This window comes from Paraburkholderia sp. SG-MS1 (assembly GCF_012275575.1).
In the GTDB taxonomy this organism is placed as follows: domain Bacteria; phylum Pseudomonadota; class Gammaproteobacteria; order Burkholderiales; family Burkholderiaceae; genus Paraburkholderia.
In genome coordinates, this window is sequence record NZ_NPIH01000045.1 from 1 (window position 1) to 24,430 (window position 24,430).

29 protein-coding genes, 1 tRNA gene and 1 pseudogene are annotated in these 24,430 nt (G+C 61.9%); 7 read left to right on the forward strand and 24 right to left on the reverse strand.

Going from position 1 to position 24,430, the window contains the following annotated elements; translation table 11 throughout:
- Positions 1-38: 38 nt before the first annotated feature.
- Positions 39-785, reverse strand: a complete 747-nt coding sequence (locus tag CIC12_RS03575; protein ID WP_168662246.1) for a hypothetical protein — start codon at positions 783-785, stop codon at positions 39-41.
- A 454-nt stretch (positions 786-1,239) separates the two neighbouring features.
- Between CIC12_RS03575 and CIC12_RS03580 the strand changes: the two genes are divergently transcribed.
- Positions 1,240-1,650 carry a hypothetical protein gene (locus tag CIC12_RS03580; RefSeq protein WP_168662248.1) on the forward strand — a complete coding sequence of 137 codons (411 nt, stop codon included), beginning with the start codon at positions 1,240-1,242 and terminating at the stop codon, positions 1,648-1,650.
- A 7-nt stretch (positions 1,651-1,657) separates the two neighbouring features.
- Here the strand turns inward: CIC12_RS03580 and CIC12_RS03585 are convergent.
- The 6 genes and pseudogenes from CIC12_RS03585 to CIC12_RS03610 all read right to left on the reverse strand — a co-directional run.
- Positions 1,658-2,014, reverse strand: a pseudogene (locus CIC12_RS03585) (defense against restriction DarA-related protein); the annotation flags it as partial.
- Positions 2,015-2,029: 15 nt separating this feature from the next.
- Positions 2,030-2,209: a hypothetical protein gene (locus CIC12_RS03590; protein WP_168662252.1), complete on the reverse strand. Its 180-nt coding sequence runs from the start codon at positions 2,207-2,209 to the stop codon at positions 2,030-2,032.
- A 20-nt stretch (positions 2,210-2,229) separates the two neighbouring features.
- Positions 2,230-2,928, reverse strand: a complete 699-nt coding sequence (locus CIC12_RS03595; protein WP_174771892.1) for an XRE family transcriptional regulator — start codon at positions 2,926-2,928, stop codon at positions 2,230-2,232.
- The gene (locus tag CIC12_RS03600; RefSeq protein ID WP_168662254.1) at positions 2,929-3,117 is read right to left on the reverse strand and encodes a hypothetical protein; all 189 of its coding nucleotides are present in this window, start codon (positions 3,115-3,117) and stop codon (positions 2,929-2,931) included.
- Positions 3,114-4,001 carry a hypothetical protein gene (locus CIC12_RS03605; RefSeq protein ID WP_168662256.1) on the reverse strand — a complete coding sequence of 296 codons (888 nt, stop codon included), beginning with the start codon at positions 3,999-4,001 and terminating at the stop codon, positions 3,114-3,116. The genes CIC12_RS03600 and CIC12_RS03605 overlap by 4 nt, the downstream gene beginning before the upstream one ends.
- A gap of 8 nt (positions 4,002-4,009) precedes the next feature.
- Positions 4,010-4,747 carry a hypothetical protein gene (locus CIC12_RS03610; RefSeq protein ID WP_168662258.1) on the reverse strand — a complete coding sequence of 246 codons (738 nt, stop codon included), beginning with the start codon at positions 4,745-4,747 and terminating at the stop codon, positions 4,010-4,012.
- A gap of 343 nt (positions 4,748-5,090) precedes the next feature.
- On the opposite strand from CIC12_RS03610, the gene CIC12_RS03615 reads away from it, so the two are divergent.
- Entirely contained in the window at positions 5,091-5,429 is a 339-nt protein-coding gene (locus tag CIC12_RS03615) for a YggL 50S ribosome-binding family protein (RefSeq protein WP_168662260.1), read from the forward strand.
- A gap of 200 nt (positions 5,430-5,629) precedes the next feature.
- On the opposite strand, the gene CIC12_RS03620 is transcribed toward CIC12_RS03615, so the two are convergent.
- The 13 genes from CIC12_RS03620 to CIC12_RS03680 form a co-directional block, all read right to left on the reverse strand.
- Positions 5,630-6,067, reverse strand: a complete 438-nt coding sequence (locus CIC12_RS03620; RefSeq protein ID WP_446727960.1) for a GNAT family N-acetyltransferase — start codon at positions 6,065-6,067, stop codon at positions 5,630-5,632.
- A 168-nt stretch (positions 6,068-6,235) separates the two neighbouring features.
- The gene (locus CIC12_RS03625) at positions 6,236-6,427 is read right to left on the reverse strand and encodes a hypothetical protein (RefSeq protein WP_168662244.1); all 192 of its coding nucleotides are present in this window, start codon (positions 6,425-6,427) and stop codon (positions 6,236-6,238) included.
- On the reverse strand, positions 6,420-6,743 hold the full coding sequence (locus tag CIC12_RS03630) for an addiction module antidote protein (protein ID WP_168662264.1): 324 nt from the start codon (positions 6,741-6,743) through the stop codon (positions 6,420-6,422). Before CIC12_RS03630 ends, CIC12_RS03625 begins: the two co-directional genes overlap by 8 nt.
- Positions 6,740-7,135, reverse strand: a complete 396-nt coding sequence (locus CIC12_RS03635) for a hypothetical protein (protein ID WP_168662266.1) — start codon at positions 7,133-7,135, stop codon at positions 6,740-6,742. Before CIC12_RS03635 ends, CIC12_RS03630 begins: the two co-directional genes overlap by 4 nt.
- A gap of 234 nt (positions 7,136-7,369) precedes the next feature.
- Positions 7,370-7,807, reverse strand: a complete 438-nt coding sequence (locus CIC12_RS03640) for a phage antirepressor KilAC domain-containing protein (protein ID WP_168662268.1) — start codon at positions 7,805-7,807, stop codon at positions 7,370-7,372.
- Complete coding sequence (locus tag CIC12_RS03645) at positions 7,804-8,454, reverse strand: replication protein P (RefSeq protein ID WP_168662269.1); 651 nt, start codon at positions 8,452-8,454, stop codon at positions 7,804-7,806. The genes CIC12_RS03640 and CIC12_RS03645 overlap by 4 nt, the downstream gene beginning before the upstream one ends.
- 46 nt (positions 8,455-8,500) lie before the next feature.
- Positions 8,501-9,346, reverse strand: coding sequence for a helix-turn-helix domain-containing protein (locus CIC12_RS03650; protein WP_168662271.1), 846 nt, complete (start codon positions 9,344-9,346; stop codon positions 8,501-8,503).
- Positions 9,346-9,612: a helix-turn-helix domain-containing protein gene (locus CIC12_RS03655; RefSeq protein WP_168662274.1), complete on the reverse strand. Its 267-nt coding sequence runs from the start codon at positions 9,610-9,612 to the stop codon at positions 9,346-9,348. The genes CIC12_RS03650 and CIC12_RS03655 overlap by 1 nt, the downstream gene beginning before the upstream one ends.
- On the reverse strand, positions 9,612-9,821 hold the full coding sequence (locus CIC12_RS03660; protein ID WP_168662276.1) for a DNA-binding protein: 210 nt from the start codon (positions 9,819-9,821) through the stop codon (positions 9,612-9,614). Before CIC12_RS03660 ends, CIC12_RS03655 begins: the two co-directional genes overlap by 1 nt.
- Before the next feature lie 121 nt (positions 9,822-9,942).
- Positions 9,943-10,830 (reverse strand): hypothetical protein, encoded by an 888-nt coding sequence (locus CIC12_RS03665; RefSeq protein ID WP_168662278.1) that lies wholly within the window; start codon positions 10,828-10,830, stop codon positions 9,943-9,945.
- Between the two features lie 147 nt (positions 10,831-10,977).
- A complete protein-coding gene (locus CIC12_RS03670) occupies positions 10,978-11,268 on the reverse strand; it encodes a hypothetical protein (RefSeq protein ID WP_168662280.1) in 291 nt (96 codons plus the stop codon).
- Between the two features lie 100 nt (positions 11,269-11,368).
- Positions 11,369-11,653 (reverse strand): helix-turn-helix domain-containing protein, encoded by a 285-nt coding sequence (locus CIC12_RS03675; protein ID WP_168662282.1) that lies wholly within the window; start codon positions 11,651-11,653, stop codon positions 11,369-11,371.
- A gap of 176 nt (positions 11,654-11,829) precedes the next feature.
- A complete protein-coding gene (locus CIC12_RS03680; protein WP_168662284.1) occupies positions 11,830-13,206 on the reverse strand; it encodes a tyrosine-type recombinase/integrase in 1,377 nt (458 codons plus the stop codon).
- 160 nt (positions 13,207-13,366) lie between these two features.
- Here CIC12_RS03680 and CIC12_RS03685 point away from each other — a divergent pair.
- Positions 13,367-13,435, forward strand: a tRNA-Ser gene (locus CIC12_RS03685).
- 315 nt (positions 13,436-13,750) lie between these two features.
- On the opposite strand, the gene CIC12_RS03690 is transcribed toward CIC12_RS03685, so the two are convergent.
- On the reverse strand, positions 13,751-14,134 hold the full coding sequence (locus CIC12_RS03690; protein WP_168662286.1) for a DUF427 domain-containing protein: 384 nt from the start codon (positions 14,132-14,134) through the stop codon (positions 13,751-13,753).
- Between the two features lie 316 nt (positions 14,135-14,450).
- Positions 14,451-16,028 carry an acid phosphatase gene (locus CIC12_RS03695; protein ID WP_168662288.1) on the reverse strand — a complete coding sequence of 526 codons (1,578 nt, stop codon included), beginning with the start codon at positions 16,026-16,028 and terminating at the stop codon, positions 14,451-14,453.
- A gap of 247 nt (positions 16,029-16,275) precedes the next feature.
- Between CIC12_RS03695 and CIC12_RS03700 the strand changes: the two genes are divergently transcribed.
- The 3 genes from CIC12_RS03700 to CIC12_RS03710 all read left to right on the forward strand — a co-directional run bounded on the left by CIC12_RS03700 (position 16,276) and on the right by CIC12_RS03710 (position 19,011).
- Entirely contained in the window at positions 16,276-17,736 is a 1,461-nt protein-coding gene (locus CIC12_RS03700; RefSeq protein WP_446727958.1) for a cytochrome-c peroxidase, read from the forward strand.
- 356 nt (positions 17,737-18,092) lie between these two features.
- On the forward strand, positions 18,093-18,479 hold the full coding sequence (locus CIC12_RS03705) for a hypothetical protein (RefSeq protein WP_168662290.1): 387 nt from the start codon (positions 18,093-18,095) through the stop codon (positions 18,477-18,479).
- An 82-nt stretch (positions 18,480-18,561) separates the two neighbouring features.
- The gene (locus CIC12_RS03710) at positions 18,562-19,011 is read left to right on the forward strand and encodes an NUDIX hydrolase (RefSeq protein WP_121315256.1); all 450 of its coding nucleotides are present in this window, start codon (positions 18,562-18,564) and stop codon (positions 19,009-19,011) included.
- Positions 19,012-19,058: 47 nt separating this feature from the next.
- Here the strand turns inward: CIC12_RS03710 and CIC12_RS03715 are convergent, their stop codons facing one another.
- Positions 19,059-20,105: a transporter substrate-binding domain-containing protein gene (locus CIC12_RS03715; protein WP_238812355.1), complete on the reverse strand. Its 1,047-nt coding sequence runs from the start codon at positions 20,103-20,105 to the stop codon at positions 19,059-19,061.
- 141 nt (positions 20,106-20,246) lie between these two features.
- Complete coding sequence (locus CIC12_RS03720) at positions 20,247-21,956, reverse strand: glutamine--tRNA ligase/YqeY domain fusion protein (protein WP_168662292.1); 1,710 nt, start codon at positions 21,954-21,956, stop codon at positions 20,247-20,249.
- Positions 21,957-22,660: 704 nt separating this feature from the next.
- Here CIC12_RS03720 and ggt point away from each other — a divergent pair.
- Positions 22,661-24,430: a gamma-glutamyltransferase gene (ggt, locus tag CIC12_RS03725; protein ID WP_168662294.1), complete on the forward strand. Its 1,770-nt coding sequence runs from the start codon at positions 22,661-22,663 to the stop codon at positions 24,428-24,430.

The window sequence follows — 24,430 nt, forward strand, 5'->3', positions numbered from 1 at the left end:
GGCGTATTCACCTCCGCGAGATATTGCTGGAATTTTTTCTAGCGGTCGCCGAGTCCGTTCGTGCCGCCGTTGATTTTCTTCGTCGCGGCGAGCACGTCGCCCGATTTGCCTGCGTCGGCGAGGCCGTGTTTGCTCTGCCAGTACCACGTTGCGTTCTTCGCGGCGTTGGCCGGGTCCGCCGCCAGTTCCGGGTGATTGACGAGGTCGAGGCCGGTTGCGCTCGCGAGGTCTTTACCCTTCTGCGCGATCGCGTCAACGTCGATACCGAACTTGTCTTTCAGGAACGCTTTCGCGCCGTCGATGATGGTTTTCCACGCCTCGCTTACTGTCTTGCTGATTCCGTCGAGCTTGTCGGTGACGGTTTTCCAGGAGTCCTTGAAAAATCCGATGGTCGAGTCCCATGCGTCGGTAATGGTCGCGGCGACCTTCGACCAGTCCACGTCGGCAAGCCACGCGCCGACCAGTTCGCCAACCTTGTCGCCAAGCACGCCGCCGACGATCGCGCCGATCGGGCCGAGCAGCATGCCGAGGCCGCCGCCAATGAGCGCGCCGATACCTGAGCCCGCGCCGGTAAAGCGGTCCTTACGGTTTTCCTCGTCGCTCTTGTTCGAATCGCCCGGCCCGAACATCGAGGCGAGCGCCGAGACGCCCGCGAACAGCGCGCCGAGCAGCGGTAGGCGTCGCAGGCCCATCTTGCCGAGACTGAGCGCGCCGCCGCCGAGTGTCCTGAGCAGCCCACCGCCGCCGCCGAGCAGCTTCAGGAAGCCGCCGCCGATCATGCCCACGAGGCCCGTTTTCCCGGCCGCCTCGCCGATGCCGGTTTTCTTCTGGATGTCCTTCAGCGCGCGCGCCTCGGCGATGCTGAAGTCGCTTTGCTGTCGACGCGTCAGCCGCAGTTCCGTAAAGATGCGCTGATACTAGGGCATCGCACCATCCTTCGCGCCAAATCGACCGGCGAGAGACTTGCCGAGCTTGCCAAGCGTGCCGATCGGTCCGGCCGAGCATCTTGCCCATTTCGTGCGCGGCTTCAATGGTCGGATCGACCTTGTCAAAATCGCCCACGTCCGGCATGGATGGCCGACCGAATAGCCCCTTGAGTTTCGAGAGCACGCCGCCGCGCGCGCTGTCGCCCTCGCCGCCCGATCCGCCGCCCGATCCAAACAGGCCGCGCGCGCCGCCGCGGCAGAATCTTTGCCCTGATTTTTCGCCGATGCTTCAGCGCGGGCTGCCTGCGCGAGCGTGAGCGAGTCGACCGCTTTCGTGACCGGCATGAGGTCTGATGCGGGCGCGGCTGGCGCGGTGCGTTGCGGGCGCGGGGCCTTGCTGCCTTCGGCCGGTGCGGGCGTGATCGTGTTGGGCGCGTTCATCGGCACGCGCACCAGAACGGCCGACTGTGTCGGCGGCATACGCGCGACGAACCGGCCGCGGTCGTCGCGCGGGCGTTCCCATGCGGCCTTGTTCGCGCTCATGCGGGGCGAGGGCAGGGCGGCAGACGTGCGCGCCGCGCCGCCCGCATCAAGCGCACTACCGCGCTTTTGCGAGGCGTGCGTTTGCGGACCGCTCGCGCTCGCATTGGGGTTCTGCACCGTCGAGGCCCGTCGTGACGTTGCTCAGGTCGAGCGATATATCCGGAATCAGGAACCCTTGTGAGTCCGCTTTAGTCATTGGCTTTTGTCGAGACAAAGCGAGCACTGTTTTTCGCAGCCGGGCCCATAACGCGCAGCGCGACGTTACGCACGTTCAAATCACGGCCGCGCTCCGGCGCGACGGCAATCGTCACGTCCTTTTTGTTGAGCATCCATTTCCACGAAATGAGGTCATCGCCCGGCATGATCTTTTTGGGCGACACGTCGGGATTCTGAAAAAAGATTGACAGCGTGTGGCCGTCCGAGAGTTCGAACAGGGCAGCGACGTTGGTCGTAGCTTTCTGCGCGAACGGCTCGGTAATCTGGAACGACGCCACGCTCAGGCCATCCACGGCTCGGTCCATCACCTTTTTCAGGATCGTCATGCGCGTTTCGAGGCGCGCTCAGGGAACCACCAGTGCATCGAGCGTCAGCACGCTATCGGCGTCCGCCAGAATGTCGGCGGCTGTCAGCGGGTCGAACATGAGGCCGCCGCGCGCGTCGTGTTTGCGGATGCGGTAGAGCAGTTGCGCCAGCGTCACCCCAACCGGCGTATTCGCGCTGTCCCAAATTACCTTGCGCATGCGCGCTGTCATCTCGTTCCTTATAAATGCATCTTGAATTGTGCGTGGCGCTCGGACAGGTACGGAATCGCAGGCATGCGGCCCGCCTTCACGTCGTCGATGTACGCCTCTACGTTCTGGAAGTGCCGGAGCTTGTCGCGGATCGGCTCGGCGATAGCGGATAGCTGCTCGACTGCGCGAAGTACGGGGGCACTGCCGGGAATCTCGTCGAAGCCGTACTTGTCACGCATAACGTTGATGGTCTCCTCGACGCGCTCGACGGCCGTGAGCATCCGCTGATACTCGCTCGCAACCGGATGAGCCTGCTCGGTGTACTTTGCGAAAGCATTCGTGAGCATCATCACGATTCCCTGCCCTAAGCCTTCGATGCTGCGCGCCATTGCGTGTTCGTGCGCCACTCGCGCTGACTCGTCAATGTGCGGCGACAGACCGAGCAGGAAATCGACCGAGCACGAATAGACGCGCCCGCAGTCCATCAGGAACTGGTGGGCATCCGGTGTCTTACGCTCGCCGGACTCGATCAGGCTCAGTTGCGTGCTGTTCGCATAGCCGAGCTTCTGCGCGGCCTCGACCGCGGTCAGGCCCGCCATCACGCGCGCCACAATCAGGTTGTAGCGCAGGCGTTCGAGGTCGTCGGGCTTGCGCGGGTCGCGCTTGAAGCGGCGCAGGGCCTCGCGTACGACCTTGTCGCGCTGCGCTCCTTCATTTTGGTGATCCATTTAACCCCCATTTTCTGTGGACAATTGCTCCGCAGCGAGCGTCGCCTCGCGCCACCGCTCCCGGCTACTGCGGCGATGGATAGTTGCCTCAGCGACAGGGAAGCGTTGGGCCAGCCATTTCGCCGTGCGGCCAGCGACATACAGCTCGCGCACTTCGCGCCACTTTTCCGGGGTCATTCGGTTGATCATGCGTAAATCCTTTGAATGTCTCGACGGTCAATAGCCGCCAACGTCGCGAGGGTCACGCTCACGCTGCATGAAATCAGCACGCCATCCGAGCTGCGCGGTCCGGTGATCGGATCAGAAATGGATTCGATGACGAGCGGCTCGTAGGTCATGTCGCCGTACCGCATGCCAATAATCTGCGGGGCCATCGACGGGAACACCGTTTCGACGATGCTCTGTTTCGAGCCGTTCGCGACGGCGTTGGCCATAACGCCGTCAGTGGCGAGGTATTGCGGCACGGCCCATTGCTTGAGCATCGAGATAGGTGCTTTCACCTCCGAAACCGGGTCGATCAATGCGCGAAAATGCAGCGTCATCGACAGCTTGACGGGCGGCATACCCTGAAAGACCTGCGTGGAATTCAGCTTGGTAATGCCTGAGCGCCCTTCAGCTGACGCGAGCGCAGCGCTTATCGAATCAGCCGCAGAAGTCGCGCCGGCTTTCTCGCCCGTCGCCTGCACGAACGGCGATAAGGAGCCGGATTGCAGCATGGACGATATGGTCGGCGCTTTCGACTCCGCGCCCGTACCCTCGAAAGGCGAATGCCAGTTAAGGGACATTTCGCTTTGCCCGTCCGTAGCCGGACACCAGACCTCATAGCCGTCGTCAACCGTGAAATTGTCCGCGGTGGAGATTGTCCGCACGTCGGTGCTTTGGTTCCATCCACCGGACGTGCGCTTGAGCGGGTAGAACTTAGCGAGCAGCAGGGTATTCAGCCCGGTCCATTCGGATTTCAGCACACGCGTCGAGGTCAGACGTTGCGCGCTCTGCGCGCTGGTGCGGGCTGTGTTGTACGCGCTGCTCGCGGCTTGTGAAACGCTTGAGGAAATGGAGTCGAAAATCGACATGGCGGCGGTTACTCGGCCGCATTTTCCGCGTACGGCACAAATGCCGTAGCTCCGCGGCGCAGGAGCGTCGAAAGATGGCGCTCTTGCTCGCGGTTCGCTTCGAGTGCGGCAACCCATTCCGCGCGGTCGGCGTCGGTCGGGCGGATGCCAATTGCGGTGATCTGTGCTTCGTCGAGGCCGATGCTGCGAAGCTCCTCGTGTCGCGCCAATTTCGCGCTGGCGAATCCGGCGATAAGGCTTTCAAGCCTGCGTGCTTCTGTCTGTGCGTTCCACATCTGTTCGATGGCGCGACGCATGCGCGGGGCGGCGTCAGCCGAGCGCTCAGCGGCAGCCGCGCGTTTCTTCTGTCGGTCCGCGAGAAGTCGTTCGCGGGTATGTCGCAGTTCGTGGGCGCGAGCTTGCAGCGCCTCTCGGACGCTCACACCTTCAGATACGGAACGCCTTGCCGCAGACTCGATTTCACCATCGACGCCAAGTTCCTCAAACAGCGCAAGCCGTTCTGCGCGAATGCGTTCGAGGACTCCGATGAGACTGCGGTCGCGCTCAGCCGTGCGCATCGCCTCATGGAGTACGAGGGCATCATCGTGGGCACGTTGGCCGAACGCCTCCAAGCTGGCAGTGTCTTGAAATCCCAAGGCAGGCAAACCGACCGTCTCAGCGATGGCCTTTTCGGGCGAAGCCTTGTTTTCGTTGTGGGGCTGAGGATGCGCTTTTGAGGCAGCGCGCGCCTTTCGGTTAAGAAGCATAGAAGCCTCGATGTAGAAAGGCTTCCATCTTGAATCAGCTTTGGGAGGGTGCCGATTTTCGTTTTCCAATCGCGCCAGTCTCGCTCGTTATGCAAGTCTCGCTAGTCCGGCACCCTTGCTATGGGAGATGCATTCGAATATCCGCACGCGCGTGCGCGCGCATGTTGGCGTAAGAAAATTACCGTATGCTCTAACGCTAAAGTCCACAGGGGAGAGCCGGTAGCCGGTCGGTAGATGCCATTGACTTGTGGCTTGTGGACGTTCGCGGTAAGGACGTCGCTAAAGCCTCGGCTCGGCCGCGGTAACCGCCTCGCACTTCGCCGTTTCAGGAGTGAGGAAGCAGATGTCAAAAAGCCACAATCGGCGTCAACGAAAGAAGCTTCGCATCGGGGAGTTTCAAGAACTCGGATTCGAAGTGTCGGCGGCGATTCGCGCGCCGCTCGACGAACAGCAGCGCGACGCCTTCATCGATGCGCTCATCGAGGAGTGCATCGAGGCGAACGGCTTGGCATTTGGCGGAGGGGTCAACGCCGGTTTCAGCGGCTACATTACCTCAGCAGCTCGACGCAGTTCCGCTACCGAACGACATAGAGAGATCGTGGGTCAATGGCTGAGAGGGCGACGCGAGGTCACAGACGTGATCGTCGGCGGGCTGAATGACGCGTGGTACACGTACACGTAGTAAACAATTCAAGAGATTCGCTCGGCTTACACAGAACGTTGCTTCTTCCGAGCTTGTGTCCAGTTGAGCGCGGGAAGGTGCATAAGTCGGAACGTCATCGGTCACACGCCGTCAGATCGGCGAAGGCATCCTCAACCATGCGGCGGCAAGAGTCGGGAACCGACCCACACCGGACAATCACGCTTTCCGAAAGCGGTCAATCAGCTCGGATGGCGCACGTAGTAGATGTCCCATTCTGCTTCGTCAGTCTGTACGAAGCCATGCCGCCGGTAAAAGCGGTTCGAATCACTGCCGCGCAAGGCACCCAGGCGGATTGGCATGCACTGCGCGTCGGCACTCTTCAAGACGTCGCTTAAGACGGCTGCGCCAATGCCTCTGCCCTGGTGCTCGGGCAGGATATATAGATGATCGAGAAACCAATGATCTTGCTGCGGGCGGATCAAGATAAAGCCTGTCTGAATACCATCGGCCTCGATGAATCGGCACAGAGCGGGATCAAATGACGCCAGGAAGCGCTCGCGAGCGCGTTGTGGATCGAAGCGGCCGATGCGCTCCAAACTTTCGCGCATCGCGGCAATACGAATACTGACTAAGGTGTCAGCGTCTGATTCGGTTGTGGCTCGGAAGGCTAAATTCACGGGGAGCGATTTCTTGACGGTCATTTTTAATATCGATACATCAGCTACATCCGCAATTTTCCGCCCCGATTGTGCTTGATCTAGGGCGCGCTTCGCAACGTCTGAAATTGGCCGAACTGAACCCTACGACTGACAGCGTCTGTCAGATCGAGTCCAGACGTCTACACGTTAGGCCTTAGTGCGGGGTTGCTTGTTGAGCAGTTCCCGGAACGGCCGCATCGCGCGAATATCGCGCCGGGTCAATTCGCGAGCATCCGGGTCCGCGGCAATGCCGCGCGCGATGGCAATCTCCTCGGCGAGTGTGTTACGCACCAACTTGCGGCGAGGCGGCTTTTGTGGGCGCGTGACTGGCTTACGCATGGGTCGAATCACGCTGTTCGCGCGGTGAGAAGGTCATACGCAGGGCGAGCGCATCGAGAAACTTGATGATTGTGCCAAGGTCTGCATTGCCGTTCTGAGACAGCGCCTTGTAACGGTTTTCACCGCCCGCGCCGGTTGTTGCGCGCGCCAGCGCTGACATGCCAATGGTCGACCGCGCTACATCGCTAAGTGCGCTTTTAAGAAACGCCGGATCGTTGTCTCTCGCGGCCTCGTTCAGGAACGCAACGATGGTCTCCTCGTCGGTCAGGCATTCGGCAGGATTAAACTTGTTAGGGCCTTTCGCTGCATTTCTCAACTGTGCGTTTCCCTTGTTCCGTAGTACTTCGCAATCAGCGCGTCAACATAAATGCGCACGGCATCGCGTATCAACCTTCGTTTCGACATTCGGGGTAGGGTGTCGCATATCCACTCCATCATGAGATCGTATTCTTTGGGCATTACGAAAGAGTAATGCGCTTTCTCTCTGGGATCGACGCTCGCCCACGGCGGGACATCATTTTCCGAGCGTCCGAGGTGTTCTTTGGCGTTGTGATTGCCCGCTGAGCCGTTGGAAAGGGCCCCGTCAATCGGTTGGTCTCCCGGCGGAAGGGCGGACTCGCCCAGAGCCGAAAACAAGGGTAGTGCTTCAGGGCCTGCGTTGTCCTTCGAGCCGACCGAGCCCTTGCCTTTCTTGTGCTTGCCTGCCATTTGGCATCTCCAAATAAGGAAGTTTAGACAAGAAAGGGTAAATTTCCAAATTTTTCGGTTTTTATAGACATTTCTATTTTCAACCTTCCAAATTAAGATAGAAATATCTATCGTCAGCCGATGCGGCAACTGGCGACGCACTTGCCCTAATGCGCCCGGGCACGCCGTGAGATTGATGCTGTCATTCGCGCGTGCGTGCATGCGCGTTGGCGTAACAAAATTCTCGCCAGCGCATCAATTAAGGGGTTCGCCGTCCACATCCATGACCAAACGTCGCGTCAGTTCAGCGAGCCCGAAAGGCGTTATCTGACCGTATCGAATCGACGCCGAGCCGCGCAACACCGCAAATCCGTTCGAAACCGCCGACGACGTCGGCTGCAATTTGCCGCTGATGCCGCGAAAGAACCAACCTTCTTGCTCAAGCCATGCAAAGAGGTCGACGCGCCTCATGCGAAGATCGCCTGCAACGTGGGTTATCGAACGACAACCAACGAATGGGTTGGCCGCCTCGCGTTCCGCACTGCGCAGCGTCCTACGATTTGCCCCGCGATCGAGCGCGCTCGCAAGTGCATTCTGTACCCGGCGCTGCACTTCCGACTCTGGTTCCCCATTCCGCCGAAGGAGTTCGGCAAGGCGCTCAGCCTGCTTTTCGAGATTTCGATTAATTTTCATACCTGCTGAATTGCCTGTTTAGCGATTTTTAACTTGTTCAGCGGAACCCTGCCCGTCGCCTTTTCGGTTGCGATGATGCGTTGCGCCCATTCGGCGCTGCCGCCCGTGGTTATGCTCTTGAGGATTTCCGACGCGCGCAACCCGTCGAGGCGGTTGCGTCCATGCTCGCGCGTCGATTCTGCGGCGCTTGGCCCTTGAAGGGCTGGCACGCGTGCGGGTACAGGCTGAAACTCTCCGCCGTCGAGCACCTTCCTCAACGCGCTCTCGAACCGCGGTTTGAGCGCCGCGAAGGTCTGTCCGAGCATATCGAACTCGCCGACCTTCACCGCCGCCCAGAAAATGGCAGGGTGCGACCACTCGTCTTTGCCGTGCTGGCGCGCGCGCATCTGTTCGACGGCTTCGTGAAGCGCCGCATCGGCGTCAACGGCAGGTTTGCAGACCTTCAGGAACTCTGCGAGCGACGGCGGCCAGTCGTAAGTCTTGCGACAAGCGCGCAGCGCATCCGAAATCATCTGCGTGGTGATTCCTTCTTCATCGAAGGCTTCTGCCCACGCTTCGCGCCAATTGGAGACCGCGTATTCGTTCGGGAAGGCTGCGCGCCAGCGGTTCGGGTATGCGCCGTCGAGGCGATTGAAAAGATGGTCCATCAACGAGATTCCAAGCTTAGGGTGAACCTCAAGCCATGAACAGCGATCAGACATCAATGAAATCGGGTTGGTCATTGAACTGGGGACGGTTGCGGTTGACATGGGCAACGGGATCGAATCGCTGCGGGCGATTGACGGGCTTCGATACCTGCGTTGGCAAGGCCCATTCATCAGCGAAGTGGCGAGCAGGGCCGAAAAAGGTTGAGGCGAGCTTTACGTACTCGGTTCCGACCTTACCCGTTGCCGCGCAGAAGGCTGCGTAGCGCTTTGTGCCAGCCAGCATGTTGTCCTCGTGCTCGCCAGCGGCCAGACGGGCGCTCCATGCCTTCAGTGCGTCGCGCTTGCTATTGCCGCCAGCACGCTTCGGGTAAGCGGCCCACGCCTGCTCAAAACGTTCATCCACTGCTTGCGCGCTTGCGCTATGTGTCTCCTTTTTCAATGAGTCGTTCTTTGGTACCTTCAAGGGGTAAATGCCATGGTATTTACCGGGGGGTAAGCCCATGGCATTTACGGGGGAGTAAGCGCCGCTTACGGGGTGGCGACCTCCGCCTACCGGAACGTCTCCGTTGATTTCGGGCGTCGCTTCCGGGCCGCCGATATCGAACAGAACACGATAGCGGTTCGTGGTCTGGCTGCCGTCGGAGTCGCGTGCCTGTGAAATAACTTCGAGATAACCCCACGCCTTCAGGTCCGCAATGCACTGGCTGACGCGATTGACGGACACGGCGGTGCCATCAATCGACATGCGATCGGCGAGCTTCTTGCGGCTCGGCCACGCCCAACCGTGTTTGTCCGTGTACGACCCGAGAGCCATAAGAACGCGCAAATGCGTCATAGATGTGAGGCGGCCATCCTGAAGCAGGCGCGCAGGAAGGACGATAAAGCGGCTCATTAGCTTTGCCCCTCCTCGAAAAGGTCAGGCTGGGGAAGCTCAGCAAGCTCGTAGAGAGCGACGCCGTTGTGTGCAAAGCCGTCCGAATCGACGGCGCGCACGCGAGAGGAAAGGATCGTGTACCCGGAGGCGATCAGTTCCAATACCCGCATAGCAGGATGGCTGATGCCGCGCGCGCGCAGGGAGTAGGTGGTTTGCGGGCCTCCGCGGAGCGCCTCGACAACTCGGGCACGCTGCGCGGCTGCGCTCATGTTCTCGGCGGCCATTACAGCCCCCCGGAGAGTTGCTCGATGGAATCGGCAGGCCACATCAGGCGACCGTTCGGCATCTTCACGGGGCGCAGGCAGAAATACGCGCCCGTTTGGCAAAGGCGCTTGCGGATCGATTGCGGGCGCAACGTGAGCAACGTTGCCAGCTCATCGGTCGAGAGAAGTGGCCGATTTTTTGCAATCGCTGCGAGTTGATTGCTTGTCATGTCTGTATCACCGTCGCCGGATTTACCGGCGTTGAGTTAAGGTGACACAGATTTTTTCGCGTGCTCGGAGTTTCTCCGATAGATGCGAGCGGAATCGGGCGCTAGCGAGCACTGACGCGCACTAGCGAGCGCTTCTTGCCATGTGATTACGCAAAGCGTTTTTTGTGTAGAACGCTAGTCCCTGCGGCCCGTTGTATTTGATTTCCCCCTCAGCGTACCCGATGAGCGGCGCGGGCGGCTGAGGGAGGCTGGCTAAGCGCACCATTTCCGCCCACACGACTTGATAGTCGCCTTTATCAATCGCGAGGTTTTTCGCCATATTGATAATGTGACTCAACGCATGACGCTTTGAATTCGGCTTGTAAATCCGCGATTCATCCGGCAACGCCTGGGTAGGAGCGACGGCGGGCGGACCGCTGGTGGCCTGCTCGGACGCATCGAGCGGTTCGTTGCCTACTAACGCTGGTGGGCCCGGCTCAGCGCTCGATGATTGATCTTGCTGTTGACCATTTTGCTGCGCGCCCGCGGAGGGAAGAGCCGATACCCTCTTCAAGTCCGCCATAAGCCGCGCGGTGATTTGCTCTGTATCGTCTTGCATGAGAGGCGTGCCGTATTTGGCGCGAAGTGCTTCCATGTGCCGCTGAAGGTCCCCGATGTACCGCTCAAGTTCGTGACTAGTCACGAGCAAGTCATCCATCGAGACTTGAATGGCCGGTCCACCTGCTAGGGAGAGCACATCGACATTGCCTCCCGGAGTAACTACACCGCCTCCCGGATGCCGAGCTACGACACGCTGTAATTCCGCTCTATGCCGCGGGCGTGACAGGAGAGCCAATGCTGTTTGCGGGTGCAGAAAAAAATGATACGCGCCTTTTGGGAAGGTTTGCTCTGCAATCGGCACGCCGTTCTTTCGGTTGTATCTGAATGGCTCGGGGAGTACAACGGAAATGTTCAAACGCCAATTAAGGGCTTCGTCGATTAGCGTCTTGCGATCAAATTCGATCACCAAGTCATTGCTCCGAGCGAAATCGCTAAGGATGGCGGCGGCATCTCCTAGTTCGTTAAGCGAAAGGATATTCACGGGCGTGCAGAGAACTTGATAAAGGAGCGCCCCGCGATCCGGAGTTGATGCGGAGCACCCGGCAGAGAATGGATATTAGGCAGTCAAATCGGCGTGCAAACGGCAGATGGCTTCACGAAGTTTGTGGAGCGGCGCGGCGTCTTCGGCAATTCCCTGAACCGTCCTGAATAACCCGCGCGCGACGGCGTCGCCGTCGTACCCACGTGAAGCATCTTCGGTCACGTAGTCGCCCCCAGCTATAGCGATGCTCGCAATACGGTCACCGTGCTCGGCCAAATCGTCAAGGAGAGAATCCATAACGGCGAAAAGTTGCTCTTGCCGCACATTCGCATCGGGCGACAGAGCGTTAGAATTCAAAATAGCCATGATGCGGACCTCCTTCATAGGTCGTTTTGTGGTTAGGCGGCGCGTGGTGTTGGCGCACCCGCGTCGCCGCTCTGCCTGATGCCGTCAGGCGGCGGTAACTTTACTTTGCGGCTTCTAGATGCACCACGGCACGACTCCCCGTCGCTTCAGCGTAGCGAGACAGGCTTCGGAGCGAGGGCAGCGTTCGACCGCTCTCCATACGCGCGATGGTCGATTGGGTCGTGCACATCTTCTCGGCTACCTGCTCCTGAGTTAGTCCGGCGCGCACGCGCGCGGCGATGAGTTCACGGGCGATGGCTAACTCCTGCCCTTTTGTCTCGCACTCGGAGGGGGCGACCGGGTTAGCCAGCGGCAGCCGTTTTTTCAAGGTGGCAAGGTCAGTCATCGCGCAATCCATTCATCCAGTCATCGGTTACCTGGCTCGTTTAGCCGACGCACGTGAGGCCTCCCCATTCGTTGACTCTCAAATTACGTCGCAGTGTCAGCGATGTAGGAGAGCGGGCGCGCACATGCAATTAAGCCAAACGCAGCGAGTTTATCTCTTTTTTGCTATGTTGTCAGTCATTGATTAGCTGACTGCAATCGCCGCTCGTTCTGCCCCTGATCGGGCTTGAATTCAATGTCCGCTTGTTCGAGGACCCATGATTCGATGCGGTCATGCCATAAGCGCAGTAAGTCGAGCGGGCGGCGGCGATAATGCTTTTCCGCAATCGCGCTGGGCTTGTGCCCCTGAATCTGCGCCACGACGCCCACCGGGATCTCGCACCATTCCGACAGCGTGCCGAACGAGCGGCGCAGGCCGTGCAGGCTCAGGCGGGGCAGGGCCGCTGCTGTCAGCGCCTTGTGATGTGCGATACGCGGCTCCGCGAGTCTGCCATCGGCGGCGGTCTTGCTGGCGAACACCCAAGGCGACGGCCTCCACGTTTCGCCGCGCGCATCAAGTCGGCGCATCTGGCGCACGTTCGGCGGCGTTTCGTTAATGCGCTTGAGTTCGAGCAGTTGGGCCGCTAGGTACGGCGTGAGCGGGATCATGCGCCCGGTCTCGGTCTCCACCTTGTCTGCAAGGTGGAGGCTGCGCCAGCGGAAGTCCACATCGTCCCAGCGCAGAGCCGCCATCTCTTCACGACGTGCGCCGGTCAGCAGCAGGGCCTGGAGATAAATTGAGATAACCGGGTTGTCGATGCGGCGCACGCTGTCAAACCACGGGCGAAGCTGCTCGCGTTGCAGACAGTCGTCTTTCGCCTTCGGGCGTGGAACTGCGGCTCGCACGGCGCGTGCTGCGTATGCGCCATCCGGGACGAGTCCGCGGTAGTCAGGTAGCTCGTTGCACCAGCGGATGAAGGCGCGCAGCTTACGATAGGCTTGTTCCGCGTTTGTCGGGCGGTTCTTTGCCTCTGTTTGGAGCCACGATGCAATCCGGTCGGCGTCGAGATCGGGCAGTCTGAGTTGCAGGAGGGTAGCGAGCGGGCCCGCCACGGTTAAACCCTTCCCACGCCGCTTTTTTTCTCCTCCAGCCTGCGAAAGGTTCAAATGGTCTTGGTGGTGGCGCTCGCTCCACTTCGAGCGGTGCGCGGCAAGGTATGCATCCCATGCCTCGCCTACGGTGGCATCCTTGCGCCGTGCCTCAAGTCTCCGTGCCGCAGCGGCGGCAAGCTGCTGGGCCATTTCCTCGCGAGGGTCTTTGCCGCTGTCAGCTAACCGCTTCAGGCGGCGCGCCTCGTCTCTCGCGGCGACGATATCCCAATCATGCGGAGCACCGATTGAAACGCGGATCGTCAATCCGTTGAACTTGCCCTGCCAAATATAGGTGCGCGTGCCTGCCGCCGTCGCACGCAGGCCAAGACCCGTCGCCCCAGCATCCCATATGAACGCCTGTGTTTTGCCATTCGGGCAGCTATGCCCGTTGATGCGCGCCGCTGTGAAATTGACCTTCGCCATCACTCTCCCGTCGGTTGCTGGTTACACGCGTATTCCATGTAACCGCCATGTAACCGAATTATGGCAAAACCGGTCAACTCAGATCAACGTCTCAATGAATCAAACTTCCACGAAAGCCTTGCTATATAAGGACTTTGTGGGGTCACGGGAATTTTGATCAACGTCGATAAATGGGTGGTTGTTCGGCCTTCTAAGCCGAGGGTGGGGGGTTCGAGTCCCTCCTGCCGTACTACTTCAGATAAGCGGGATTCCAGCGCGCTGCGCTGCGGTTCGCAGCGCGTTTCCCTTGCGCCATGTGGGGCTGCCGTATCCAGACGGATTGAACGCGCTTCGTTTGCGTTTCGCGGTTGCTCATGACAGCTCGCAGTTCGACGCGCCATCCCACTCACGTTCTCAGCCCGCTCCGTACGCCGATGCTCGTGGTATCCAGTGCGTTGACGGGTTCGTGGTCAGTGTGAACGTCAGTGAAGAAATCGCACGTCATCACGCGCGCCGTGAAGCGGGACATCGGCCGCTTCGCTTCGCTTCGCTACGCGGGCAATTTCTAGTTGTTCGCCTGCACGTCGATCGAATCGACGCGGTCGGGATAAAACGCCAGATGCTGCGCGATCTCCTTCACCGACACGTACGGTGCCTCATACGTCCACACCGCATTCGCTGTCCGCTCGCCGCCGATCGGTACGCTGTAGTACGCGCACTCGCCCTTATACGGGCAGTAAGTCGAATGATCGGTGCGCGCCAGCAACGTCATGTCGACATCGGTGCGCGGCACGTAATACACCGGCGGGTACGCCGCTTCGCGCAGTACCAGCGCCTTGTGCGTATCGGCAATCACCCGTCCGGCCACGGTTACGACGACGCGGGCCCGCGCCGGCTCGACCGTGATGGGATGAGCGGGACCGGGAACCTTGATGGTTCTTTCAGTCATCTTGTTGAACTCCCGAATGAGCGGGCAGGCTGCCACGCGTGAGGAAGGATGGCGGACGGCATCGACGGGAACGCTCGCGCCTTGGGTCGAAGCATACGCCGCTCACGAAAACGCGTGCGGCCGACGCGCGCCTCGATAATGGAGAAGCGGACAGGCCGCGCCGGCCATGCGCAGGACAAAAAAGGGCAGCCGAAGCTGCCCGTCGAAGTCTCGCCATCAGGCGGACTGTTGCTTGTCGATTGCGCGTTGCCGGCCCGCGAAGGCCGGCATGGATAGCCGGGCCGACACCAACGCGCCGCGCCCGGCTGCCACGTCCTTAATGCTTGATATTCAGCGCCGCGGTCAGATCGCCCAGCGGCTTGCCGCCGTTGCTGGTCAGCGCCGCGTCACGCGCGGCGATACCCGGCAGCGTCGGCAGCGAGTAACGATGCGTGATGAAGCGCAGGATCGACGTCGTGTCGTACTGCGTGTGATCGACGTAACCCTTCTTCGCGTACGGCGAGATGATCAGCGCCGGAATGCGCGTGCCCGGACCCCAGCGGTCGGCCTTCGGCGGCGCGACGTGATCCCAGAAGCCGCCGTTTTCGTCGTAGGTCACGACCACCAGCATGTTGTTCCATTGCGGGCTCTTTTGCAGGTGCGAGATCACGTCGGCGATGTGCTGGTCGCCGCTCGCGACGTCGGTGTAGCCCGCGTGCTCGTTCAGGTTGCCCTGCGGCTTGTAGAACGACACCTGCGGCAGCGTGCCGGCATCGATCGCCTTGATGAACTCGGAGCCGCCCATGCCGCCGTCGAGCAGATGCTGTGCGCGATTTGCGGTGCCCGGCGCGAGGTCGGCGAAGTAGTTCAACGGCTGATGGTGCGGCTGGAAGTTCGGCGCCGTCAGGTTCGCGCCGTAGATCACGTTCGACGTGCCATTCTGCGCTGCTGCGGTCGCCGCGCCCCATGCGCCACCGTACCAGGCCCACGACACCTTTGCGTCGTTCAGCAGATCGCCGATGTGCTTCTGCGTCTGCGGCGGCAGCGTGGTCGCCTGGCCCGGATCGGCGAGATTCGCGTCGCCGCCCGAGGCCGCCTTGTTGCCGCTCGGCTGATACGGCGGCTGCATCGTGTTGATCGCGTAGAAGTCCGGCGTCAGGTTGCCCGACAGCACATACTTCGGCGGACCGCTTTGCGCCGAGGCCGGCGAGTTCGACGCGACCTTGAGCGTCACGCCGTCGCTTTCCACCGCCGAGATCGAGGCGGCTGCCGGGCTCTTGTCCGCGTTCGGATAGATCGGCGTGCACGCGCAGACAAGCCACTGGTGATTCAGGAACGAGCCGCCGAACGCGCCCATGAAGAAGTTGTCGGCGAGCGTGTATTGCTGGGCGATCTTCCAGAGCGGCAGCTTGTCGGCGTTGAGCGAGTAGTGGCCCATCACGAGGCCGCCCGAATCCGCCCAAGCGGCGAACTTGTCGTTCTTGCCGCCGTTGATCTGCATCTGGTTCTCGTAGAAGCGGTGATACAGGTCGCGCGTCGTCGCGGTGATCGGCGTGTTGAAACCCTTCGGGTCGTCGATCGCGAACGGGCTGTTCGGCAGATTGGCCGTCATTGCCTGCGTGACCACCGGCGTCACGCCGGTTTGCGTGAGGCCGTTCCATACCTGCGGCAGCGTCGCGAGCGGCGTGCCGTCGCGGTCCAGCTGAGCGGCGTTCGTCGCGTTCACGTTCTGCAGACCGTTCGCGCCCGGGAAGTTGCCGTACAGATTGTCGAAGCTGCGGTTTTCCGCGTAGATCACCACGACCGTCTTGATCGACGTGATGTCAGGTTGCGTGATTTCGCTGCCGCCGCACGCGTACAGACTCAGTGCCGCTGCGATCGCAATGGGCGTCGCGCAGATCAGTTTCTTGTTCATTTGAATGATTTCTCTCTCTCGCGTTGAGGACGGGCCGCGCGCGTTCCTTACACGAACGACCGCCGGCGAAAGTTTGACGAGGGAATTTGACAGAGAGATGTAATTAATTACGAATCGCCTTTGGCGAAGAATTTGCGTCGGCTTCGTGTCATTTGAACGACATGAAAATGAAATATGCTCGCCGACTTCGATATCGCACATTCACATCGTTCATATGCGGCTTGGTCTCACGGGGAGTGGGGAAACAATGATGCGGCGAGGAGAGCGGCGTAGCGCGGGGCAGGCGAGACCGGGCGTGCGCCAGGCGGTGCTCGTCGCGCTCAGCGCCATGACGGTGACCATGATGCTGGCAGCTTGCGATGCGGGCGGCGCGGGCGATGCGGGCGCTGTCGCGAGTGCGAGTGCGCAGGGCGGCGCGAACGCTGCAGCTGGCGCAAGCGCCATTGCCGCGCCGCGCCACGCCGGTGCGTCCGTCTCCGCGGCGCCTGAGGCGGCTTCTGCCGTGAGGATCGCGGGTCATGACGCCGGCCAGTCACGCGCGCAGGTCTACGAATCCGTGCGGCAAATGACGGCGCTTGGCAAGCAACTCTTTTTCGACGCGTCGCTCTCCGGTTCGGGCAAGCTCGCTTGTGCGTCGTGCCACAGTCCGGAGCACGGCTTTGCGCCAGCTAATGCGTTGTCCGTGCAACTGGGCGGCAGCGACATGCACCGCACCGGCCTGCGCGCCGCGCCGACGCTGAAGTATCTGCAAGCGGTGCCGGCGTTCGCCGAGCACTACCACGAGTCCGACGACGAAGGCGACGAAAGCGTGGATGCCGGACCCACCGGCGGCCTCACCTGGGACGGGCGGGTCGACCGCGGTGGCGAACAGGCGCGCATTCCGCTGCTATCGTCGTTCGAGATGGGCAGCACGCCGGCCAAGGTCACGGCGGCGGTCAAGGCCGCGCCATACGCCGACGCCTTCCGCGCGGCCTTCGGCGAGCATATTTTCGACAACGACGACGCTGCCTTCAAAGCCGTGCTGCAGGCGCTCGAAACGTTCGAGCAAACACCGGAGGTTTTCTATCCGTACACCAGCAAGTACGACGCGTATCTGGCGGGCAAGGCGCGGCTGACGCCAGCCGAACTGCGCGGCCTGCAACTCTTCAACGACGAACAGAAAGGCAATTGCGCGAGCTGTCATATCAGCCAGCGCACCCGGGATGGCGCGCCGCCGCAGTTCAGCGACTTCGGTCTGATCGCGATCGGCGTGCCGCGCAACCGGGCGTTGCCCGTGAACCGCGATCCGCGCTTCTACGACCTTGGCGCATGCGGCCCGGAGCGTACCGACCTGAAGGGACGCGACGAATTCTGCGGTCTTTTCCGCACGCCGACGGTACGCAACGTCGCGTTGAAGAAGAGCTTCTTCCACAACGGCATCTATCATTCGCTCGAGCAGGCGGTGCGCTTTTACGCCGAACGCGACACGAATCCGGCAAAGTTCTATCCGGTCTCGAAGGGCAAGGTCCAGAAGTTCGACGATCTGCCGCAGCGCTACTGGGGCAATCTGAATACCGACGCGCCGTTCGACCGCAAGCCGGGCGACAAACCGGTGTTGGACGAAGCCGAGATCAAGGACGTGGTGGCGTTTCTAAAGACGCTAACCGATGGGTACCAGGCGCCCGGTGCACTAGTCCATGTGGCGACCACTGGCGCGGCCGCAAACTGACGGTGGACGAGGGCGCGGCCAGCTGGGTTGCCCTGGCCTGCCTCCGGTTGACGGCCCGGCCGCGCTCAGTCGAACGAGCCGGCGACGATGTAATGGCACACGCCGGTTGTCAGCGCGAAAGCCGCCCGCACACAGGAGTTCATGACGAGGGTGCCGGAAGCTTGACGACTCCGGAAAGGGAAGCGCCAATGCTATGAAGGCGCTTCATAAGACGCTGTTGCATTCGTCCTAAAATCGACGGCGTCCCACCTCGCGCCGGCCGTTTCCGGGGGCATGCTATGCTTTTGGGGTCCAGATCAAGAGCCGCAGCCCACGTGCTCGAGACCGCCCCGGAACACTTTCGAGGAGAATCTTTCATGTCGATACGAACCCGTGTGCTGCTTAACCTGACCGGCGCGAGCCTGCTGCTAGGCAGTGCAATCGGCGCGCAGGCGGCGAATCTCGGCTTTCTGAACGACACGCCGATGTCCTACATGAAGCAGCGCGACGTGGCGTCGGTGAAGAAGGCCGTCATCGCCGCGCTCAACGACACGAAGGACGGCGAAAGCGCTCACTGGGTCAATGAAGGCACCGGCAACAGCGTGAAGATCGACGCGACGATCGCCGTCGTCGATACCACCACCGATGGCGGGCGTACCTGCCGCAATCTCACCGTCGAACTGAACGCGAAGGGCCAATCGATGCATCTGCGCCCGCAGTTCTGCAAGCAAGGCGGCGCCTGGCAATTGCAGAAGAAAAACTGAAAATGCAGGCCGTGATGACGGCGCGCACCGGCCTGCCGCCGGCGCCGCTCGAAGCCGCGCGCTGCGGCGGCGTGGCGCATCGATGAGCCCGCGGATCGTTTCCTGCGGGATCGTTCTGCTCGATCCAGATGGACGGTTGCTGCTTGCGCACGCCACCGAAACGTCGCACTGGGACATTCCGAAAGGGCACGGCGAAGAGGGTGAGGCGCCGCATGTCACGGCGTTGCGCGAGATGGTCGAGGAGACCGGCATCGCGATCGCGCCCGGGCGTCTGAAGGATCTCGGGCTGTTCGTCTACCGGCGCGACAAGGATCTGCATCTGTTCGCCGCGCGCGCCAGCGCCGACGAACTCGATCTGAGCGCATGCACCTGCACCTCCCTGTTCCCGCGACGCTCCGACGGCACGCTGATTCCCGAGATGGACGCGTACCGCTGGGCCGCGATCGACGAAATTCCGAAGTACGCAAGCCGCAGTCTCACGCGGCTCTTTCAGACGACGCTCTCGCTGGCGGAGTTGCATCGGTCGTTGTAGACGCAGAGAGGGTGACCACTTGCTGCTCGCCCCCGAGGCCCTAACGTTCAATCCAGCGCGTGGTCGTTCGGATGCGCGAACAGTGCGCGGTTCGCCTCCGACAGCGGAAAATTCAGATTGATGCCGTGCGGCGGAATCGGCTGCGTGAACCACTGCCGGTACAGGCGTTCTGCGTCGCCGGAAGTCTGCGAGCGCGAAATCACCCGGTTCACGAGCGAGCGGAACGGTTCGTCGCCCTTGCGGAACATGCACGCATAGACTTCGTAGCCGAGCGGCGTGCCGGTCACGACGAAGTCATCGGGGCGCGGATCGGTCGACCTGAAGCCGTACACGATCGGCTCGTCCATCACGAAGGCCACGGCCCGGTCTTCCTTGACCGCAGTAAAGGCTTCCTGATGATCGCGCGCGCTGGTGATGCGCATGTTCAGATGCTTGTCGGTGTTCAGGCGGCGCAACAGGCGTTCGTCGGACGTGCCCGCGGTCGTCACCACCGTCTTGCCCGCCAGATCCGGAAAATCCGTAATGCCGCTGTTCTTGCGTGTGATCATGCGAACCGCGTACTGGAAAAAGCTGTTCGAAAACGCCGCCACGTTTTCGCGCTCTACCGTGTGCGTGGTCGAACCGCATTCCAGATCGATCTGGTTGTTCAGCAGCATCGGCGTGCGGTTCGACGAGGTCACGGTGATCTCGTGAACCTTCAGCTGCGGCATGCCGAGCGTTTTCCTGATTTCGTCGACAATCTGCAGCGCGATGGTTTGCGAATAGCCGACCGTCTGCTTGCCGTCGAAATACGAGAACGGGATCGACGCTTCACGCACGCCGAGCACGATCACGCCGTCGTCGTGGATTTTTTTCAGCGTGCCGGTGAGTTCGTCCGCGTGAGCGGGGTCGGCGAGCGAGGCTGCGCCGAGTGCGGCCAGCGCCACGAGCGCGCAACGCGCGCGGTAGGCCAGACGTGCGGGGTAGGCGGTGCACGCGGCACGAACGGCGCGTGAGCGATGTGCGCGGCATGCGTCGTGAGCCGTGCGCGGCGTCGTCATCGTTCCGGTGCCTGCTCCGGCACTCGCCCCGCGGCGGCGGGCTGCAACTTTCATCGGGCCTCCCGGACCGGCGCGCCCACCAGGCCGCGCTGTGACTGTCGATAGACCATCATGCGACGAAACGGCGTGCAACCCGTGAAGCGGATGCACGCCGTCTGCAACTTCAGATGCGCGGAGAACGGCTGCCGCTCCACCTTACGCCGGCTTGCCCCAGCTGTCGCGCAGGCTGACGATGCGATTGAACACCGGCTGGCCCGGCTTCGAATCGACGCGGTCGGCGACGAAATAGCCGTGGCGCTCGAACTGATAGCGCTGCTCCGGCAGCGCGTCGCGCGCGCCCGGCTCCAGGTAGGCGTTGACCACGCGCTTCGAATCCGGATTCAGCGCTTCGAGGAAGTCGCGCCCGCCGGCATCCGGTTGCGGCTCCTTGAACAGCCGGTCATAGATGCGTACTTCTGCCGGGCACGCGGCGGCCGCACTGACCCAGTGGATGTTGCCCTTGACCTTGTAGGTGTTCGCGCCTTCGGTGCCCGACTTGCTGTCCGGGAAGTAGTTGCAATGCACCGCGACCACGTTGCCGTTTTCGTCCTTGTCCGCGCCCGTGCATTCGATCACGTAGCCGTAGCGCAGCCGCACCTTGTTGCCCGGGAACAGGCGGAAATAGCCCTTCGGCGGCGCTTCGTTGTAGTCCTCGCGCTCGATCCACAGTTCGCGCGAAATCGGAAACTCGCGTATGCCCTGTTCCGGATGATGCGGGTGGACCGGCGCGCTGCACGGCTCGGTGACGCCTTCGGGGAAGTTGTCGATGATCAGCTTGAGCGGATCGAGCACGGCGGCGATACGCGGGGCCTTCTCGTCGAGATCGTCGCGCAGCGCCCCTTCGAATACGCTCATGTCGATCCACGAATCGACCTTGGTGATGCCGATGCGCTCGCAGAACAGCTGGATCGATTCAGGCGTGAAGCCGCGCCGGCGCAGGCCGACGATGGTCGGCAAACGCGGGTCGTCCCAGCCGTCGACATGGCCTTCATTGACGAGTTGCAGCAGCTTGCGCTTGCTCGTGATCGCGTAGGTCAGGTTCAGGCGCGAAAACTCGATTTGTTGCGGCAGCGGGCGCGTGAAGATGCCCGCGTCGGCGAGCTCGTTCAGAATCCAGTCGTAGAGCGGCCGATGGTCTTCGAACTCGAGCGTGCACAGCGAATGCGTGATGTTTTCCAGCGCGTCCGAGATGCAGTGCGTGTAGTCGTACATCGGATACACGCACCATTTGTCGCCGGTGCGGTAGTGATGCGCGAAGCGGATGCGGTAGATCACCGGGTCGCGCATGTTGAAGTTCGGCGACGACATGTCGATCTTCGCGCGCAGCACGTGCTCGCCTTCCTTGAACTCGCCACCCTTCATGCGGCGGAACAGCTCGAGGTTCTCCTGCACCGAGCGCTCGCGAAAGCGCGACGGCGTGCCGACTTCCGTGGCCGAGCCGCGGTTCGCGCGCATTTCCTCGGCCGATTGGCTGTCCACATACGCCTTGCCGCGCTCGATCAGCAGCTCGGCGAATTCGTACAGTTTGTCGTAGTAGTCGCTCGCGTAATAGAGCTGCTCCTTGCCATCTTTTTCCCACTCGAAACCGAGCCAGCGCACCGAGTCGATGATCGAGTCGACGTATTCGACGCTTTCCTTTTCTGGATTGGTGTCGTCAAAGCGCAGATGGCACACCCCGCCGTAGCTGCGCGCGATGCCGAAGTTCAGGCAGATGCTCTTTGCGTGACCGATGTGCAGGTAGCCGTTCGGTTCGGGCGGAAAGCGCGTTTCGACGCGCTGGCCCCACTTGCCGGTACGGTTGTCGTCGTCAATGATGTTGCGGATGAAATTGGATGCCGCTGGCGCGTCGTTGCGTTCGGTATTCATGCGAGAAGGTGAAAGTCTGTCGGGGGCGCGCGGTGCGCCCACTTATCCGACAATTCTACCTGAGCAGTCCGGCGACGGCAGGCGAATGCGGCGCGCAGCCAACGTTTAAGCGGTTCTCGCGCGGATTTGGGGCTCCGGGACGCTGTAACAGGAGGTAAAACGGTTTGTTCGCGCGCACGCGAGCGACTTAGCATGCCAGCGGCGCGGAGTTCGTCCGCAGCGCGCGGCGGAGCGTGTTGCAGGCTTCTTTGCCTTGAGTTTCACGGGGGCTTGCGAAGCCACGCAGGTCCGTGATGAGACTTGTCGGCGAAGTGCTGGCCGTATTCCCATCGCATCTGTGTCGCGTTCACGTCGAACGCATGTCGAGGTCGGCGAACGCAAGGTATGGATTCGTTTTGAGTGACCTCGATGTGGATCGGCGCGCATGGGGCCGCCTGCTGGCGGGGCACATGTCGCCCGCGGGCTGCCCATGACTGCGTGAGCGCACCGGCGGCCGGCCACCTGCCTCAGGTGACGCGAAGCCCGTTCTCCGCGGCCCGCCTTACCCGCCGCCCCACATTTCCCTGGGCCGTGCGGCCTGCGCGACGGCGCGCAGTGCCTGCCCCTGCCGCAGCCGGTCCGTACAGGCCGCACCGCCCGTTGTCGCCTTGCATGAATGGCCGCCGTTCGTGCACCATGGCGCCCTTAGTTGCCGGAGTTCTCGGATGTCTGTCCCGACGCACGGCGCGCTTCGCGCGCCTTTCGCCTCTGTCTGCCGCTTCTCTTTTTTCCGCTCCCGGATCGTCATGGCTTCGGCCCTGTTTGCCGCGTTATCCGGCGGCGTGGTCGCGCCAGCTCCTGCGCTGGCGAAAACGCCGCCGCCCAAAGCGGTGCTCGATGCGTCGGCGGTGGCCGTACCCGATCGCTATAGCGCCGACGCGGCGCAGCAGATCTTCGCCGCGGGCGGAAACGCGGTGGATGCCGCGGTGGCGATCGCCTTCACGCTGGCCGTGACCCGGCCGGACGCGGGCAACATCGGCGGGGGTGGGTTCATGACGGTGTTCATGGATGGCAAGCCGTATTTTCTCGACTACCGTGAGCGCGCGCCGCAACAGGCGACCCGCGGCATGTACCTCGACGACAAAGGCAACCTGGTCCCCGGCATGAGCGTGGTCGGTCATCGCGCGGTGGGCGTGCCGGGAACCGTCGACGGCATGTGGGAGGCGCAGCGGCGTTTCGGCAAGCTGAAGTGGAAGCAGGTGCTCGCCCCGGCGATCCGTTACGCGACCGACGGTTTCGCGGTCGACCCGTCGCTGCAGCAGCGTCGCGATGCGGCCGTGAAAAATTTCGCTGGCAGGACCAATTTCGATGCCTACTTCTCCGGCCTGAAGGCGGGCGCGACGTTCCGCCAGCCCGAACTCGCGCAGACCTTGTCGCGGATCGCCGGGGACGGCGGCCGCGAATTCTACGAAGGCCGCACCGCGGATCTGATCGCCCAGCAGATGTACGGCCACGGTCTGATCACGAAGCAGGACCTGCTTCAGTACAAGGCGGTGTGGCGCCAGCCGCTGTCGGCCGACTGGAACGGCTACCGCGTGATTACCGCGCCGCCACCGAGCTCGGGCGGCATTGGGCTGATCCAGATGCTGAAGATGAGAGCCGATCTGAAGCAGGCGTTCGACGGTCTCGAGCCGAATTCCGCGCCGTACATTCATCTGATCGCGCAGATCGAGGACCGCGTATTCGCCGACCGGCAGCAATACCTCGCCGATCCGGACTCGTACAAGGTGCCCACCGACAAGCTGATCGACGACGCCTACCTCGCGCAACGCGCCGACGAAGTCAAGCCCGACGAAATGCCGGGCGCCGCGCCGGTGAAGCCCGGCCTCGGCGACGCGATGCCGGAGAAGGCGCAAACCACGCATTTCTCGGTGGTCGACAAGTGGGGCAACGCGGTATCGAACACCTATACGCTGAACGGCGATTTCGGTGCCGGTGTGGTGGTGGACGGCGGCGGCTTCCTGCTCAACGATGCGATGGATGACTTCGTGACCAGGCCTGGCAGCGGGAGCGCGGCCGACACGAGCGGCGCCGAGCTCAACACGATAGCGCCCGGACGCCGGCCGCTTTCTTCGATGACGCCGACGCTTGTGTTAAAGGACGACAGGGTGGCGCTGGTGATCGGCACGCCTGGCGGCTCGCGGATTCTGACGTCGATTTTCCAGGTGATGACCAACCTGTACGACTTCAACATGACGCCGACCGACGCGCTGACCGCGATGCGTTTTCATCATCAGTTGTTGCCGCAGAAGACGATCTACTTCGAGCCGTTCCATCCGGTTAGCGGCGAGCTGGCCGAGCAGTTGAAGGCGATGGGGTACACGCTGGAGGAACAGTCGTTCAATGGCGATGTACAGATGATTCGCGTCGAGGGCACGACGCCTGAGCCGGTGGCCGATCCACGAGGCGTGGGGGTGGGGCGGGTGATGCGGTGA

Excerpts from the sequence above, each read along its gene's own strand:
- CIC12_RS03590 (WP_168662252.1), bottom strand. The coding sequence starts at position 2,209 with ATGCGCAAGGTAATTTGGGACAGCGCGAATACGCCGGTTGGGGTGACG.
- CIC12_RS03595 (WP_174771892.1), bottom strand. The coding sequence starts at position 2,928 with ATGGATCACCAAAATGAAGGAGCGCAGCGCGACAAGGTCGTACGCGAG.
- CIC12_RS03600 (WP_168662254.1), bottom strand. The coding sequence starts at position 3,117 with ATGATCAACCGAATGACCCCGGAAAAGTGGCGCGAAGTGCGCGAGCTG.
- CIC12_RS03605 (WP_168662256.1), bottom strand. The coding sequence starts at position 4,001 with ATGTCGATTTTCGACTCCATTTCCTCAAGCGTTTCACAAGCCGCGAGC.
- CIC12_RS03610 (WP_168662258.1), bottom strand. The coding sequence starts at position 4,747 with ATGCTTCTTAACCGAAAGGCGCGCGCTGCCTCAAAAGCGCATCCTCAG.
- CIC12_RS03615 (WP_168662260.1), top strand. The coding sequence starts at position 5,091 with ATGTCAAAAAGCCACAATCGGCGTCAACGAAAGAAGCTTCGCATCGGG.
- CIC12_RS03625 (WP_168662244.1), bottom strand. The coding sequence starts at position 6,427 with ATGCGTAAGCCAGTCACGCGCCCACAAAAGCCGCCTCGCCGCAAGTTG.
- CIC12_RS03635 (WP_168662266.1), bottom strand. The coding sequence starts at position 7,135 with ATGGCAGGCAAGCACAAGAAAGGCAAGGGCTCGGTCGGCTCGAAGGAC.
- CIC12_RS03640 (WP_168662268.1), bottom strand. The coding sequence starts at position 7,807 with ATGAAAATTAATCGAAATCTCGAAAAGCAGGCTGAGCGCCTTGCCGAA.
- CIC12_RS03645 (WP_168662269.1), bottom strand. The coding sequence starts at position 8,454 with ATGGACCATCTTTTCAATCGCCTCGACGGCGCATACCCGAACCGCTGG.
- CIC12_RS03650 (WP_168662271.1), bottom strand. The coding sequence starts at position 9,346 with ATGAGCCGCTTTATCGTCCTTCCTGCGCGCCTGCTTCAGGATGGCCGC.
- CIC12_RS03655 (WP_168662274.1), bottom strand. The coding sequence starts at position 9,612 with ATGGCCGCCGAGAACATGAGCGCAGCCGCGCAGCGTGCCCGAGTTGTC.
- CIC12_RS03660 (WP_168662276.1), bottom strand. The coding sequence starts at position 9,821 with ATGACAAGCAATCAACTCGCAGCGATTGCAAAAAATCGGCCACTTCTC.
- CIC12_RS03670 (WP_168662280.1), bottom strand. The coding sequence starts at position 11,268 with ATGGCTATTTTGAATTCTAACGCTCTGTCGCCCGATGCGAATGTGCGG.
- CIC12_RS03675 (WP_168662282.1), bottom strand. The coding sequence starts at position 11,653 with ATGACTGACCTTGCCACCTTGAAAAAACGGCTGCCGCTGGCTAACCCG.
- CIC12_RS03680 (WP_168662284.1), bottom strand. The coding sequence starts at position 13,206 with ATGGCGAAGGTCAATTTCACAGCGGCGCGCATCAACGGGCATAGCTGC.
- CIC12_RS03690 (WP_168662286.1), bottom strand. The coding sequence starts at position 14,134 with ATGACTGAAAGAACCATCAAGGTTCCCGGTCCCGCTCATCCCATCACG.
- CIC12_RS03695 (WP_168662288.1), bottom strand. The coding sequence starts at position 16,028 with ATGAACAAGAAACTGATCTGCGCGACGCCCATTGCGATCGCAGCGGCA.
- CIC12_RS03700 (WP_446727958.1), top strand. The coding sequence starts at position 16,276 with ATGATGCGGCGAGGAGAGCGGCGTAGCGCGGGGCAGGCGAGACCGGGC.
- CIC12_RS03705 (WP_168662290.1), top strand. The coding sequence starts at position 18,093 with ATGTCGATACGAACCCGTGTGCTGCTTAACCTGACCGGCGCGAGCCTG.
- CIC12_RS03710 (WP_121315256.1), top strand. The coding sequence starts at position 18,562 with ATGAGCCCGCGGATCGTTTCCTGCGGGATCGTTCTGCTCGATCCAGAT.
- CIC12_RS03715 (WP_238812355.1), bottom strand. The coding sequence starts at position 20,105 with ATGAAAGTTGCAGCCCGCCGCCGCGGGGCGAGTGCCGGAGCAGGCACC.
- CIC12_RS03720 (WP_168662292.1), bottom strand. The coding sequence starts at position 21,956 with ATGAATACCGAACGCAACGACGCGCCAGCGGCATCCAATTTCATCCGC.
- ggt (WP_168662294.1), top strand. The coding sequence starts at position 22,661 with ATGTCTGTCCCGACGCACGGCGCGCTTCGCGCGCCTTTCGCCTCTGTC.